Source organism: Novosphingobium sp. IK01 (genome assembly GCF_033242265.1).
Taxonomy (GTDB): domain Bacteria; phylum Pseudomonadota; class Alphaproteobacteria; order Sphingomonadales; family Sphingomonadaceae; genus Novosphingobium; species Novosphingobium pituita.
The window spans coordinates 2550673-2564820 of sequence record NZ_BTFW01000001.1; the positions used below are offsets into that span (position 1 = coordinate 2550673).

Below are 14148 nucleotides of genomic sequence, written 5' to 3' on the forward strand. Positions count from 1 at the left end.
GGGCTGCGGGTATCACGCGAGGCTTCGCAAGGACTTCGCGGCGCCGCGCAAATCTGCTAGGGGCTTGCCCCGTGACCCCATTTCCATGGCCAGATGCGCTCATAATCCTGGGCCTTGTCGTGCTCAACGGTCTGTTTTCCATGTCGGAGCTGGCCATTGTCTCGGCACGTCCGGCCCGGCTCAAGGTTCTGGCCGAAGGGGGCAGCGGGGGGGCCCGCGTGGCGCTCGAACTGGCTGCCGATCCGGGCAAGTTCCTCTCGACCGTGCAGATCGGCATCACCCTCGTGGGCATCATCGCAGGCGCCTATTCGGGCTCCAGCCTGGGCGGGCCGGTGGGCGAGCGGCTGGCCGCGCTGGGTGTGCCGGGCGCCTATGCCGGGGAGGCCGGGTTCGCGCTGGTCATCGCGCTGACGACCTATCTCAGCCTGGTGGTGGGCGAACTCGTGCCCAAGCAACTGGCGCTGGCGGCGGCTGAATCGATTGCGGTTCTGGCCGCGCGGCCCATGGTGATCATGGCCAGGGTGACCGCGCCTTTCGTGTGGACGCTCGACCGGTCATCGAGCCTGATCCTGCGTCTGCTCGGGCTGGCGCGGGGGGGCGAGCAGGAAGTCACCGCCGAGGAACTCCAGATGATCTTCGCCGAGGCCACCCGTTCGGGGGTGATCGAGGAGGAGGAGCGCGCGCTGATGACCAGCGTGATGCGTCTGGCCGACCGCCCCGTGCGCGAGGTGATGACCCCGCGCATCGAACTCCACTGGATCGAGCTGGACGCCAGCCCCGAAGACCTGACCGCCGCCATCGAGGACAGCCCCCATTCGCTGCTGCTGGTGGCCGATGGCTCGCCCGATCACATCGTCGGCGTGGTCAAGGTTCGCGACGTGCTGGCCGCGCGCCTGCGTGGCGACGAGCATGCGCTCGAAAGCCTGATGCGCAAGCCCGCGATCCTGCCCGACCGGCTCGACACGATGGACGCCCTGCGCGTGATCCAGCAGGCCGAAGTCGGCCTTGCGCTGGTCCACGACGAATATGGCCATCTCGAAGGGATCGTCACCCCGGCCGACCTGCTGGCGGCCATCGCCGGAACTTTCGTGGCCCATGGCGACGAGGGCGACAGCCCGATGATCACCGAGCGCGAGGACGGCTCGCTGCTGCTGGCCGGCGGTCTTCCCGCCGATGCCATGGCCGACCGGCTGGAGATCGAGCTGCCCGAAGACCGCGACTATGCGACGGTGGCCGGTTTCGTCCTCTCGGTCCTGCGCAAGCTGCCGGTCGAGGGCGAGCATTTTACCGAGCAGGGCTGGCGGTTCGAGGTCGTCGACATGGATGGCCGCAAGATCGACAAGCTGCTGGTAGCCCGCGTCAAGGCCGTGGCGCCGGTGGACGAACTCGACGGTTGAGTGGGGCCTGAACATCCGTTCCGGCGCTGCATGGGGGGAGAGGACGGATGGCGGAACACGCCGGATTGGGCTGGATCGCGCGGTGCGGATGGAAGGGGCTGTGCCCGCGGTGCGGCAAGGGCCACCTGTTTGCGGGCTGGCTGCGTCTGGCGCCGTGCTGCGATGTCTGCGGGCTCGATTTCCGCTTTGCCCGCGCCGATGATGGCCCGGCCTTCTTCGCGCTGTGCCTGACCGCCTTTCCGCTCACGTTCGTCGCCGTCGGGGTCGAAGTGGCCTACAGCCCGCCCTGGTGGGTCCATCTGCTCACTTCAGTGCCGATTCTGGCCATCGGCTGTCTGGGCTCGCTGCGTCCGTTCAAGGGCTGGCTGGTCGCCTCGCAATATGTGAACGGCGCGCATCAGGCCGGAACAGAGGGGCCGGACGATCCGGCCCCCTGACCGGCCCCCTGAATTCTGACCGGCCCCCTGGATTTTCCCTGTGCGGCGCCCGCTATTGGGCCCGTTCAGGCGAGGCGATAGTCGGCGGTGATGGCGCCGGCGGCCAGAAGCTCGGCCTCGTGGCTCTCCTCGCGCCAGCTTTCGGCCAGAGCGGCGTCTTCCCAGGCGCGCATGGCCGGGTGGGCCAGCACATGGTCCACCCAGGCCTGCCCGCGACCGACATCGAGGCCATAAGTCCGTACCCGGAAGGCCACCGGCGCAAAGAACGCATCGAGCGCGCAAAAGGTATCCCCGGCCAGCCAGGGGCCGCCGAAACGGTCGAGTCCCTCTTCGAACAGCTCGCGCAGGCGGGCCACGTCACGCGCCAGCGGGGGCTTCATCGCGGGAAGCGCCACCCGCACCCCCACGTTCATCGTGCAGGTCGAACGCAGCGCGGAAAAGCCGCCGTGCATCTCGCACACCGCGCTCTGGGCAAAGGCGCGTGCGGCGGGTTCTTCGGGCCAGACCCCGGCATGGCGGTCGGCCAGATAGAGCGTGATGCCCAGCGAATCCCAGACAGTCGTGGCCCCGTCGATCAGCGCGGGCACCTGCCCGGTGGGCGAGAAACTGCGGAAGGCCTCGTAATTGACCGGTTTGGCAAAGGGTTCGAGGCGGTCGGCAAACGGGATGCCGAGCGCCTTCATCAGCAGCCAGGGGCGCAGCGACCAGCTCGAATAGTTCCGGTTGGCGGTGATCAGGGTATAAGGCATCCTGCGTGCTCTCCATGGGTGGCCGCCGTGGCGACGACATCACGCGCTGACCGGACGATCTGGCCCGGCAAGGCACTGGTGCAGGACGGATTTGGATGAAACAAGGGCCAATATCGTCAATACCTTGATTCAGATCATGGCTCTGTGCCGATCTGCTGCCACAATCACCCCAACGAAAGAAGAAGGACGATCCCACATGCGCTCCATTCTCTGCCCGATCGACGGCGCCGTCACGATGGATGACCGCCTCGAAACCGCTCTTGCCTTGGCCCGCGTCATGGATGGCCATGTGAGCGTGCAGATCGCCAGCCCCTTTGCCGAACTCGCCGTGTGGGAGCCGTTCGGCGGCGCTGCGCTGACGGCCGAGGTGATCGATCAGGTCCGCCGCGAGGATACCGCGCTGGCTGCCAAGGTCGATGCGCGTCTGGCGCCGCAGGATGTCCCCTTCGACGTGGAACAGACCGCCCAGGCGCCGATTCCGGCGGCCTATGCCGGGGCCCGCTTTGCCGATGTGGTCGTCACCAGTCTGGCCGATCCGCTGGTCGAGGAACTCGTGCTGGGCGTGCGCAGCCCGGTGCTCGCCGTGCCCAAGGGCACCGCGATGACCGACTTTTCCAAGCCCGCAGTGATCGCGTGGGATGGCGGGATCGAGGCCGCCCATGCGCTGCGGGCCAGCCTGCCGCTGCTGCATCAGGCCGGGGCGGTCCATATCCTCACCGTCGATGAAAAGCCCGATGCCCTGCCTGCGCTTGATGCGGCGACCTACCTCTCGCGCCATGGCATCCACGCCGAAGTCCACGGGCTCACCGCCAATGGCCCGATTGCGGCCACGCTGGCGGATGCCGCGCGCCGTCTGGGCGCGGGGCTGATCGTGATGGGCCTGTTCGGGCGCAGCCGCCTGCGCGAGCTTCTGCTGGGCGGCGTCTCGCGCGCGATGCTCGACAATTCGACCCTGCCGCTGCTGCTGGCGCACTGAGGCCGGATTGCCGTTGTACCAGGTTGCCATGACCTTGCGGTAACTGCGAGGTCTGGCATGGTGTCTCTCAAGGCGGTGGCGCGGGGGCTCCGCCGCCTTGGGAGACACGTTTCATGCGCTTGTTCCATCGACATTCATTCCGTTCGTTTTCGCTTTCCCGGTCCCTGTTCGGGGCAGGGTCCGGGGCAGTGCCCGGCGCAGTATCCGCGGCGGTTTGCGCTCTGGCGCTCGTGGCCGGGCCCCCGGCTTTTGCGGCGGCTGCGGCGCCTTCCCCGGCTGCGGCGATCGCCCGCGCACTGGCCGATCCTGCGCGCAGCGAGGCCAGCCGCAAGCTCGACGAAAGCCGCGATCCGGCCCATGTGCTGGCCTTCGCCGGGTTCGCGCCCGGTCAGGTCGTGGCCGACTGGGGCGCTGGCGGCGGCTATTATTCCGAACTGATCGCCGATCTGGTGGGGCCGCGCGGGGCGGTCTATGCCCTGTCCGATCCGGCCTATCTCAAGCCCGGCACGCTCGACGTGGTGGCCAAGGCCCATGCCAATGTGCGCCCGCTGGTGGCGCCCGAGGCGGCCATGGCACTGCCTCCGGCGAGCCTTGACGCGATCTTCGCCCATCTCGAATTCCACGATCTCTATGCGCCTGCCACGCGCGGCGGGACCGAGCCTGCGCGCCCTGTCGCGCAGGTTCTGGCCAACTGGTTCGCCGCGCTCAGGCCGGGGGGCATGGTGGTGATCGTCGATCACGTCGGCCTGCCGGGCAATCCGGCGGTCGTGGGCAGCACGGTACACCGGATCGACCCGGCGCAAGTCAAGGCGGACATGGCCGCCGCAGGGTTCGTGCTCGATGGCGAGAGCGACATATTGCGCCGCAGCAATGACGACCATACCGCCGTGGTCTTCGCCCCCGGCTTGCGGGGCAAGACCGATCGCTTTGTCCTGCGTTTCCGCCGTCCTGGCTGAGTTACGGGCTGGGATTTGACGAATAATTGCAAAAAACGCAATTTTCTCGCTGTGTTTCGCACTTGCGAGAAGCCGGGGGCAGGCGCATAGAAAAACTGCCTTTCAGGCATCCTCTCCCAAAACTTCCAAAGGCCTGGCTGGCAACAGCCGGGCCCTTTTTTTGTCCTGAATCCGGGCATTTGCGCCCGCTGGCCCCGCCCGTTTTGAAACGCGGGCATTTGAAAAGCGGAGGCGTGCTTCCTAACTTGGGTCAGACGCGGGCATTCCGCTCGCACGAAGAACCCCCAAGGGCATAGCGAAGCAATGGCAGAGGCAGCAACACTGGGCGATCAGAAGATCGCCCGCTTGCAGGTCGCAGGGTCACGGCAGGAGGAATCCGGCCACGGCATCGCGCGGATCAGCCGCGCGGTCATGGGCCGTCTGGGCGTGGCCGAAGGCGACGTGATCGAGATTATCGGCAAGCGCAGCACCGCCGCGCGGGCCGTGCTCCCCTATCCCGAGGATGAAGGTCTCGAACTGATCCGTCTCGACGGGCTTCAGCGTGCCAATGCCGATGTCGGCTCGGGAGAGCATGTCGAGGTGCGCCGGATCGAATCGCGCCCCGCGCAGCGCGTGGTCTTTGCGCCTGCCCAGCGCGACTTGCGCCTTCAGGGCCCCGCCGCCGCGCTCAAGCGCAACTTTGCCGGGCGCCCGCTGCTGACGGGCGATCTGGTGGCGACTTCGGGGCAGCAGCAGGTCAACCGGGGCGACATGCCCGCGCAACTGCGCCAGATGCTCAATGCGCCGGCCTTCGCGCTCACCCAGATTCGTCTGACCGTTGTTTCGACGACGCCTAAGGGCGTGGTCCACATCGACGAGAACACCGAAGTCGAACTGCGCGCCGAATACGAGGAGCCGCGCTCGAGCCGTGCCGACGTCAATTATGACGACGTGGGCGGCATGGGCGACACCATCCGCCAGTTGCGCGAGATGGTCGAACTGCCGTTGCGCTATCCTGAAATTTTCACCCGGCTGGGGGTCGATCCGCCCAAGGGCGTGCTGCTGCATGGCCCGCCGGGGACCGGCAAGACGCGTTTGGCGCGCGCGGTCGCCAACGAGAGCGACGCCAGCTTTTTCACCATCAACGGCCCCGAGATCATGGGGTCGGCCTATGGCGAGAGCGAAAAGCGCCTGCGCGAGGTCTTCGAGGAGGCCACGCAGAACGCGCCCTCGATCATTTTCATCGATGAAATCGATTCCATCGCGCCCAAGCGCAGCCAGGTGACCGGGGAGGCCGAAAAGCGCCTCGTCGCCCAGTTGCTCACGCTGATGGACGGGTTGCAGAGCCGCTCGAATCTGGTGGTCATCGCCGCGACCAACCGGCCCGACGCGCTCGACGAGGCGTTGCGCCGTCCCGGTCGCTTCGACCGCGAGATCGTCGTGGGCGTGCCCGACGAGCCGGGCCGTCGCGAGATTCTGGGCATCCACACGCGCGGCATGCCCCTGGCCGAAGACATCGACTTGCGCGAGCTGGCCCGCACGACCCACGGTTTCGTGGGCGCGGATCTGGCCGCGCTGGCGCGCGAGGCAGCCATCGAGGCCGTGCGCCGGATCATGCCAAGGCTCGATTTCGAGCGGCAGACGATCCCTGTCGAAGTGCTCGACAGCCTGCGCGTGGTGCGCGACGACTTTCTGGAGGCACTCAAGCGCGTGCAGCCTTCGGCGATGCGCGAGGTGATGGTGCAGGCGCCGACGATCGGCTGGGACGATGTCGGCGGGTTGGACGAGGCACAGGCGAAGTTGCGCGAAGGGGTCGAGCTGCCGCTCAAGACGCCCGAGGCGTTTCATCGGCTGGGCATCCGCCCGGCCAAGGGCTTCCTGCTCTATGGTCCGCCCGGAACCGGCAAGACGCTGCTGGCCAAGGCTGTCGCCAAGGAGGCCGAGGCCAACTTCATCGCGATCAAGTCGTCCGACCTGCTCAGCAAGTGGTATGGCGAAAGCGAACAGCAGATCGCCCGCCTGTTCGCGCGCGCGCGGCAGGTGGCCCCTTGCGTGATCTTCATCGACGAGATCGACAGCCTCGTGCCCGCGCGCGGGACCGGGGTGGGCGAGCCGCAAGTGACCGCGCGGGTGGTGAACACCATTCTGGCGGAAATGGACGGGCTGGAAGAGCTGCAATCGGTTGTGCTGATCGGCGCGACCAATCGGCCCACGCTGGTCGATCCCGCGCTGCTGCGCCCCGGCCGGTTCGATGAACTGGTCTATGTCGGCACGCCCAGTCTGGCCGGGCGGGTGCGGATCCTGAAAATCCACACCGGGGCCATGCCGCTGGCGGCGGACGTGGACCTTGAGGACGTGGCGCGGCAGACCGAGCGCTTTACCGGCGCCGATCTGGAAGACGTGGTGCGCCGGGCGGGGCTCAACGCCATCCGCCGGGCCGGAGGCGATGTGCAATCGGTTACGGCAGGCGATTTCGCCGGGGCGCTGGCCGATTCGCGCGCGACCGTGACCGAGGAAATGGAAGCCGAATATGGCCGGATGAAGGGCGAACTGAAGAAGCGTGCCGTCGAACCCGGCCCGGTTGTCGGCTTCCTCGCGCCGGGCATGGTGCAGTCCACGCGCGAGAGCAAGCATCGCTGAACAGGCGGCAGGCTGGCCTTGCGGGGCGGCCTGCTGCCATCATATCGAAGGAGAATGCGCGTGTCCGAACCTGTCAGCGTGACACTCGAAGACCGGGGTGACCAGGGCGCCTTTCGCGCCGTGGTCGAAGGCATGGCCGAGCAGGGCGAACTGACCTGGCGGGAAACCGCGCCCGGCGTGATCGTGGCCGATCATACGCTGGTGCCCAAGGCCATTGGCGGGCGCGGCGTGGCCGGGCTGCTGGTCGATGCCCTGATCGGCGAGGCGCGCGTGCGCGGGTGGAAGATCGTCCCGGCGTGCAGCTATGTCGAAGCGCAGTTCCGCCGCCACCCCGAATGGAGCGACCTGCTCGCACAAACGGCCTGAACGGCCTGAAGCCTGTGCCCGGCACCAGCCTGTGCTCCCCCCGAAGCGCAGGCCGGTGCCGGACGATCCGGGGCCATGCCCCGGATCAAGCCGGTTCCCGGTCGAGGGCGGTCAATCGGCAAACCAGTGGCGTTCGAACCAGAACGCCAGATTGACCAGACCGATCATCACCGGAACTTCGACGAGCGGCCCGATCACCGCCGCGAAAGCGACCGGCGAGGCGAGGCCAAAGGCCGCCACGGCCACCGCGATGGCCAGCTCGAAATTGTTCGAGGCCGCTGTGAAGGCGAGCGCCGTCGTCCGCGCATAGCCTGCCCCCAGCAGCCGCCCGCCCACGAAGGCGAGCACGAACATCACCAGAAAGAAGATCACCAGCGGGATCGCCACGCGCAGCGCGTCGCCCGGCAGCGCGACGATGGTATCACCCTTGAGGCTGAACATCGCGATGATCGTGAACAGCAGCGCGAGCAGCGTGAGCGGGCTGATCGCGGGGACCAGCACGTTTTCATACCAGTCCACGCCCTTGGCCCGGACCATCGCCGTGCGGAACAGGAAGCCCGAGGCGAAAGGAATGCCCAGATAGGTCAGCACCGCGCGGGCAACGAGCGCGAAATCGACATGGGCGACTTGCGCCTGAAGCCCGAACAGCGGCGGCACGACGGCGAGGTAGAACCACGCCATCGGCGCATAGAACACGATCTGGAACAGCGAATTGAACGCGACCAGCCCGGTCACGTATTCGGCGCTGCCGCGCGCGAGCTGGTTCCACACCAGCACCATCGCGATGCACGGAGCGATCCCGATCAGGATCAGGCCGGTCATGTAGGCGGGCTTGTCGGGCAGGGTCAGCGCGGCGAGCGCGAACAGGAAGGCGGGCGCCACCACCCAGGCCAGCACGAACGAGAGCCCCAGCACGCGGGTATCGCGGAACACCTGGCCGAGCGCCTCGTAGCGCACTTTGGCCAGCGGCGGGAACAACATGCAGATCAGCCCCACCGCGATGGGGATATTGGTCGCCCCTGAAGACATCGCCGCCAGCGCATGGGGCACGGCGGGGACCATCCGCCCGAGCGCAAGCCCCACGGCCATCGCCGCGAAGATCCAGACGGTCAGGAAACGGTCGAGAAAGGCCAGATGGGGTGAGGACGCGGGCAAGTTGGTACCCATCAGGCGGCTCCTTCCATGGCACCGATGCGGGCGAGGTGGGCGGACAGTTCGGCGCGGTCCATCGTTTCGAACGGCAGCGCGAGCAGGGCCTGCGCGCGCAGGGCGAGCCAGTCCCAGGTCCGGGCGAAAGCAGCGTCGATTGCGGCATCGCTGCCGGTCACGTCGGCCGGGTCGGGCAGGCCCCAGTGGGCCTTCAACGGGGCGCCCAGGAAGACCGGGCAGGCCTCGCCAGCGGCATTGCCGCACACGGTGATCGCCAGATCGATGGGCGGCGCACCCGGAACGGTGAATTCGTTCCAGCTCTTGGAGCGGAAGGGGGCGGTGTCGATGCCCTTGGCCGCCAGCAGGCGCAGCGCGCCGGGGTGGGGCGCGCCCTTGGGCTTGCTGCCCGCGCTGAAGGCCTCGATGCGCCCATATCCGAGCTGGCCGAGGATCGCCTCGCCCAAAATCGAGCGGGCCGAATTGCCGGTGCAGAGCACCAGAATGCGGAATGGAGCGGTCATGTCCTGTCTTTCATGCAGGAGGAGTTTGGCATGCAGGAGGAATCAGGCGGGCAGGCGGGAACCGGGGCGCAGGAAACGCCGCCGCAGCAGTTTTCGGTGAGGAAGCCCATCAGGGCGTTCATCGCGGTAAAATCGGCGCTGTAGACAATCGAGCGGCCCTGTCGGCGCGCGACGATCAGGTCGGCGTGGACCAGTTGCGCCAGATGAAAGCTGAGCGAGGAAGCCGCCAGCCCCAGCCGCTGCGCCAGAACGCCTGCGGCCATGCCTTCCGGCCCGGCCTGAACCAGTTGGCGATAGGCGGCCAGCCGATGCTCCTGCGCCAGCGCACCGAGCGCCCGCACGACGCGCGCGCTTTCTGTGCCTGCCGTGTTTGACGCCGTATCTGACACTGTATCGGGCGCGGGGCTGCTGGCCATCGCGAATCTTTCCATAGTTCAACAACTATTGAAATATGGAAGCCGCGAGGCCCGCGCAAGCCATGTGCGCGGATTGTCACAATTCGCGCAAAAAGGGCCCGGCGGCCTGATGGGCTCTTGCCCGAAATTTCAGGGGAGGGGGAAATGGTGCTGCTGGGGAGGATTGAACTCCCGACCTCAGCCTTACCAAGGATGCGCTCTACCACTGAGCTACAGCAGCACACCATTTCCGCGAAAGCCCGGTTATAAAACCGTTGGGCTTCGTTCCAGCGGCGGGTTGTCGCCGGTGGAGGCGCGCTATTGGCGCCAAGGCTTCGGGATGTCAAGCAGGGTTGCGGACAAAAAGTTCACGCGGCAAAGAACAATCCCCATGAGCCTGTCGAAAACTTTTCCCGCCGCCGCGTCCGATCAGGGGGGCGAGGTGGCCCCTTCCAACGCCAAGGGTGTGGCCAGCCGTGAGGCCAGCCGCGAAGAACGCCTTGCGCAGCGACTGCGCGAGAATCTGCGCCGTCGCAAGGCGCAGGCGCGCGCGCTTTCGGCCACGGAGGGCGCATCGGATGCGGCGCCCGATGATAAGGGCGATGGGGCCTGATCTGCGCCTGATCTGCCTTTCCAAACGCGCCCCGGCCCGCTAGGGCCCGCCTTCGCGTTCCGTTCCGTGTTTTATCTTGTTTTCCCATCTAGCAACAGGAAGCCTCGATGCCTCGTCTGATCCTGATTCGTCACGGCCAATCGCAGTGGAACCTGGAAAACCGCTTCACCGGCTGGTGGGACGTGGACGTGACCGAAAAGGGCGCGGCCGAGGCCTTTGCCGCCGGCCAGCTGCTCAAGGACAAGGGCGTGCTGCCCACGGTCGCCTTCACCTCGCTCCAGACCCGCGCGATCAAGACGCTGCATCTGGCGCTCGAAGCGGCCGGTCGCCTGTGGATTCCCGAAACCAAGGACTGGCGCTTCAACGAGCGTCACTATGGCGGGCTGACCGGGCTCGACAAGGCCGAGACCGCCGCCAAGCATGGCGACGAGCAGGTCAAGGTGTGGCGCCGCAGCTTCGACATTCCGCCCCCGCCGCTCGACGCGGGCAGCGAGTTCGATCTGGCCTCCGACCCGCGCTATGCCGGGATCCCCGTGCCCGCGACCGAAAGCCTCAAGGACACCATCGCCCGTGCGCTGCCGGCCTATGAAGAGCTGATCGTGCCCGCGCTCAAGGCCGGGGAAACCGTGATCGTCTCGGCCCACGGCAATTCGCTGCGCGCGCTGGTCAAGCACATCTCGGGCATTGCCGACGACGAGATCACCGGCCTCGAAATCCCGACCGGCCAGCCGATCGTCTACGAACTCGACGACAATCTGGCCGAAATCGAGCGCTACTACCTGTCCGAGCGCTGAGCAGCAGGCTTCTCGAAAAGGGGAAACGGGATGAGTGAAAGCCAGACGTCCGGCGCGCCGGTTGCCATCATCATGGGCAGCCAGTCCGACTGGGAAACGATGAAGAACGCCGCCGCCGTGCTCGACAAGCTGGGCGTGGCGCACGACTGCCGCATCGTTTCGGCCCATCGCACGCCCGACCGTCTGGTCGAATTCGCCAAGACCGCCCATGAACAGGGCTTCAAAGTGGTGATCGCCGGGGCAGGGGGCGCGGCCCACCTGCCCGGCATGGTCGCCTCGATGACGCACCTGCCGGTGCTGGGCGTTCCGGTCGAATCCAAGGCGCTCAAGGGCATGGACAGCCTGCTCTCGATCGTCCAGATGCCCGGCGGCATCCCCGTGGGCACGCTGGCCATCGGCGTTCCCGGCGCGATCAATGCGGGCATTCTGGCCGCCTCCATCCTTGCCACGAGCGACGCGGACCTGGCCGGGCGGCTGGTCGCCTTCCGTCAGGCCCAGACCGATTCGGTGGCGCCGTGCCCGCAATGATTGCTCCGGGCGCGGTGATCGGCATTCTGGGCGGCGGGCAGCTCGGGCGGATGATGGCCATGGCCGCGGCCCAGCTTGGCTATAGCGCCCATGTCTATGCCCCCGAACCGCGCGAAAGCTCGGTCGCGGCGCAAGTGAGCGCGGCCTATACGCAGGGCGCCTATGACGACGAGGCGGCGCTGGCCGCCTTCGCCCGTCAGGTCAGCGTGGTGACTTACGAGTTCGAGAACGTGGCGGCAGCGCCGCTCGCGGCGATCACCGCGCATGTGCCGCTCTGCCCGCCGGCGCGCGCGCTCGAAGTGGCGCAGGACCGGGTGAACGAGAAATCGTTCGTCGAGGGGCTGGGTGGACGGCCCGCGCCGTGGAGGCAGGTCGACAGCGCCGAGGATCTGGCCCGTGCCGTGGCAGAAATCGGCACGCCCGGCATCCTCAAGACCCGGCGCGACGGCTATGATGGCAAGGGCCAGTGGCGGATCATGACGGCGCAGGACGCCGCCGCGCTGACGCTTCCCGATGTGCCGCTGATCTACGAGGGCTTCGTCACCTTCTTTGGCGAGTTCTCGGTGATCCTCGTGCGCAAGGCCGATGGCACCGTCGATTTCTGGGACAGCGCGCAGAACGTCCACGAGAACGGCATTCTGGCCCGCTCGACCGTGCCCGCCCCGGCGGCGATCGAGGCGCAAGTGGCGCCCGCGCGCGCGCTGGCCCGCAAGGTTGCCGAGGCGCTCGACTATGTCGGCGTGCTGACCCTCGAATTCTTCGCGACCGACGAGGGCCCGGTGTTCAACGAAATGGCGCCGCGCGTCCACAATTCGGGGCACTGGAGCATCGAGGGCGCGCTTGCCAGCCAGTTCGAGAACCATGTCCGCGCGATCCTCGGCCTGCCGCTGGGCAGCACCGCGCTGGTTTGCCCCGGCGGGGCGGTGATGGACAACCTGATCGGCCATCAGGCCGACGACTGGGCCAACCTGCTCGCCGATCCGGCCAACCACCTCCATCTTTACGGCAAGGCCGAAACCCGGCCCGGTCGCAAGATGGGTCATGTTACCCGGCTGGTGCGGTAAGGTGCCGGTTTCATTATTCCTGATTGTGGCTCGTGCGCAGGACGGCACGATTGGTCACAAGGGAGACTTGGCTTGGCACATCCCCGCTGATCTCAAGCGGTTCAAGGCCCTGACCATGGGCCTGCCGATGATCATGGGGCGCAAGACGTTCGATTCGCTGCCGGGGCTGCTGCCCGGCCGCCGCCATATCGTGCTCACCCGTGATGCCGGTTGGGCCGCGCCGGGGGCTGACGTGGTCCACAGCGTCGAACAGGCGCTCGCGCTGGTGGGCGAGGGGCCCGCCGCCGTGATCGGGGGCGCGGAAATACTGGCCCTGTTCGCCCCGCTGGCCACGCGGTTTGAACTGACCGAAGTGCATGGCGACTTCGCAGGCGACGTGAAGGCACCCTATCCGGGCCAATCCGGTTCGGGCCCCCAGTGGGTCGAAGTGGCGCGGCAGGACCATCCTGCCGGGGCTACCTATCCTGCCTATTCCTTCGTCACGCTGGAACGGGCCCCCCCGCAGGAAGAAAGCAGCAAGGCATGATCCGGCTCTTTGCACGCGAGCGCATCAACGAGAACTGGCGCGGCGCCATCGTGGCGCTCGGCAATTTCGACGGGTTCCATCTCGGCCATCAGGCGGTCGTGGAACAGGCCGTGCGATGGGCGCGCAGCGAGGGGCGGCTGGCGCTGGTCGCCACGTTCGATCCCCATCCGGTCAGCCATTTCGATCCCAAGGCGGCGCCCTTCCGCCTGACCTCGCTCGACCAGCGGCAGGAACTGTTCGCCGCCGCCGGGGCCGATGGCATGCTGGTCTTCGAATTCGACGATACGCTGGCCCGCACCAGCGCGGAGGATTTCGTGCGCGAACTGCTGATCGACCGGATCGGCGCGGCGGGCGTGGTGACCGGCGAGGATTTCACCTTCGGGCGCAAGCGCGGCGGCAATATCGAGATGTTGCGTACGCTCGGCGCGGCCCATGGGCTGGCTGCGCGCGCGGTCGGTCCCGTGCTCTATGACGACAGGATCGTCTCGTCGAGCCGGGTGCGCGAGGCGCTCAAGGCGGGCGATTGCGAAACGGCCACGGCCCTGCTGACACGGCCTTTCGCCATTCGCGGGGTGGTCCAGCATGGCGACAAGGTGGGCCGGACGATCAACTTCCCGACCGCCAACCTCGCCATGGGCAAGTATCTGCGCCCGGCCTATGGCATCTATGCCGTCACCGGACGCCTGCCCGACGGGCGCGAGCTGCTCGGCGCGGCCAATGTCGGCATCCGCCCCACATTTGATCCGCCCAAGGAATTGCTTGAACCGCATTTCTTTGATTTTTCGGGCAATCTCTACGGGCAGGAAATCGAGGTCGTGTTCCATCACTTCCTGCGGCCCGAGGCCAAGTTCGACAGTCTGGACGCGCTCGTGGCGCAGATCGCGCGCGATTGTCTGGAGGCGCGGCGGCTGCTCGAAGGGGTGTGACCGCGTAAAAAGAAAACCAGAATATTATCCCGGGGGCCATCGCCCCCGGACCCCCGGGAACTGGTGCCGGTGTCATGCCCGTCGCGCTTGCCTTTCGCTCGGACGCAACAGGCGTTTGCAGGAATCCGCGCG

The 14148-nt window shown here is 67.2% G+C and carries 16 protein-coding genes and 1 tRNA gene; 12 read left to right on the forward strand and 5 right to left on the reverse strand.

Going from position 1 to position 14148, the window contains the following annotated elements; translation table 11 throughout:
• Positions 1-71: 71 nt before the first annotated feature.
• Together SBI20_RS11740 and SBI20_RS11745 are read left to right on the forward strand one after the other, a co-directional pair.
• Complete coding sequence (locus tag SBI20_RS11740; RefSeq protein ID WP_317975202.1) at positions 72-1397, forward strand: hemolysin family protein; 1326 nt, start codon at positions 72-74, stop codon at positions 1395-1397.
• Between the two features lie 47 nt (positions 1398-1444).
• The gene (locus tag SBI20_RS11745) at positions 1445-1834 is read left to right on the forward strand and encodes a DUF983 domain-containing protein (protein ID WP_317975203.1); all 390 of its coding nucleotides are present in this window, start codon (positions 1445-1447) and stop codon (positions 1832-1834) included.
• Positions 1835-1899: 65 nt separating this feature from the next.
• Here the strand turns inward: SBI20_RS11745 and SBI20_RS11750 are convergent, their stop codons facing one another.
• Entirely contained in the window at positions 1900-2583 is a 684-nt protein-coding gene (locus tag SBI20_RS11750) for a glutathione S-transferase family protein (RefSeq protein WP_317975204.1), read from the reverse strand.
• A 196-nt stretch (positions 2584-2779) separates the two neighbouring features.
• Here SBI20_RS11750 and SBI20_RS11755 point away from each other — a divergent pair, with 196 nt between their 5' ends.
• The 4 genes from SBI20_RS11755 (at position 2780) to SBI20_RS11770 (ending at position 7500) form a co-directional block, all read left to right on the forward strand.
• Entirely contained in the window at positions 2780-3559 is a 780-nt protein-coding gene (locus SBI20_RS11755; protein WP_317975205.1) for a universal stress protein, read from the forward strand.
• Between the two features lie 188 nt (positions 3560-3747).
• Positions 3748-4515: a methyltransferase gene (locus SBI20_RS11760; protein ID WP_317975206.1), complete on the forward strand. Its 768-nt coding sequence runs from the start codon at positions 3748-3750 to the stop codon at positions 4513-4515.
• 303 nt (positions 4516-4818) lie between these two features.
• Positions 4819-7134 carry a CDC48 family AAA ATPase gene (locus SBI20_RS11765; RefSeq protein WP_317975207.1) on the forward strand — a complete coding sequence of 772 codons (2316 nt, stop codon included), beginning with the start codon at positions 4819-4821 and terminating at the stop codon, positions 7132-7134.
• Between the two features lie 60 nt (positions 7135-7194).
• On the forward strand, positions 7195-7500 hold the full coding sequence (locus tag SBI20_RS11770) for a GNAT family N-acetyltransferase (RefSeq protein ID WP_317975208.1): 306 nt from the start codon (positions 7195-7197) through the stop codon (positions 7498-7500).
• 111 nt (positions 7501-7611) lie between these two features.
• Here SBI20_RS11770 and arsB read toward each other — a convergent pair whose 3' ends face one another.
• The 4 genes from arsB to SBI20_RS11790 all read right to left on the reverse strand — a co-directional run bounded on the left by arsB (position 7612) and on the right by SBI20_RS11790 (position 9806).
• Positions 7612-8667: an ACR3 family arsenite efflux transporter gene (gene arsB / locus SBI20_RS11775; protein WP_317975209.1), complete on the reverse strand. Its 1056-nt coding sequence runs from the start codon at positions 8665-8667 to the stop codon at positions 7612-7614.
• Positions 8667-9170, reverse strand: coding sequence for an arsenate reductase ArsC (locus SBI20_RS11780; RefSeq protein WP_317975210.1), 504 nt, complete (start codon positions 9168-9170; stop codon positions 8667-8669). The genes arsB and SBI20_RS11780 overlap by 1 nt, the downstream gene beginning before the upstream one ends.
• Complete coding sequence (locus tag SBI20_RS11785) at positions 9167-9586, reverse strand: ArsR/SmtB family transcription factor (RefSeq protein WP_317975211.1); 420 nt, start codon at positions 9584-9586, stop codon at positions 9167-9169. The genes SBI20_RS11780 and SBI20_RS11785 overlap by 4 nt, the downstream gene beginning before the upstream one ends.
• 145 nt (positions 9587-9731) lie before the next feature.
• Positions 9732-9806, reverse strand: a tRNA-Thr gene (locus SBI20_RS11790).
• 150 nt (positions 9807-9956) lie between these two features.
• Here SBI20_RS11790 and SBI20_RS11795 point away from each other — a divergent pair.
• The 6 genes from SBI20_RS11795 to SBI20_RS11820 all read left to right on the forward strand — a co-directional run bounded on the left by SBI20_RS11795 (position 9957) and on the right by SBI20_RS11820 (position 14016).
• Complete coding sequence (locus SBI20_RS11795; RefSeq protein WP_317975212.1) at positions 9957-10178, forward strand: hypothetical protein; 222 nt, start codon at positions 9957-9959, stop codon at positions 10176-10178.
• 107 nt (positions 10179-10285) lie between these two features.
• Complete coding sequence (gpmA, locus tag SBI20_RS11800; protein WP_317975213.1) at positions 10286-10972, forward strand: 2,3-diphosphoglycerate-dependent phosphoglycerate mutase; 687 nt, start codon at positions 10286-10288, stop codon at positions 10970-10972.
• Between the two features lie 30 nt (positions 10973-11002).
• Positions 11003-11500, forward strand: coding sequence for a 5-(carboxyamino)imidazole ribonucleotide mutase (gene purE / locus SBI20_RS11805; protein WP_317975214.1), 498 nt, complete (start codon positions 11003-11005; stop codon positions 11498-11500).
• Positions 11497-12564: a 5-(carboxyamino)imidazole ribonucleotide synthase gene (locus SBI20_RS11810; protein WP_317976120.1), complete on the forward strand. Its 1068-nt coding sequence runs from the start codon at positions 11497-11499 to the stop codon at positions 12562-12564. Before purE ends, SBI20_RS11810 begins: the two co-directional genes overlap by 4 nt.
• Complete coding sequence (locus tag SBI20_RS11815) at positions 12542-13090, forward strand: dihydrofolate reductase (RefSeq protein WP_317975215.1); 549 nt, start codon at positions 12542-12544, stop codon at positions 13088-13090. The genes SBI20_RS11810 and SBI20_RS11815 overlap by 23 nt, the downstream gene beginning before the upstream one ends.
• Positions 13087-14016, forward strand: coding sequence for a bifunctional riboflavin kinase/FAD synthetase (locus tag SBI20_RS11820; RefSeq protein ID WP_317975216.1), 930 nt, complete (start codon positions 13087-13089; stop codon positions 14014-14016). Before SBI20_RS11815 ends, SBI20_RS11820 begins: the two co-directional genes overlap by 4 nt.
• Positions 14017-14148 lie beyond the last annotated feature (132 nt).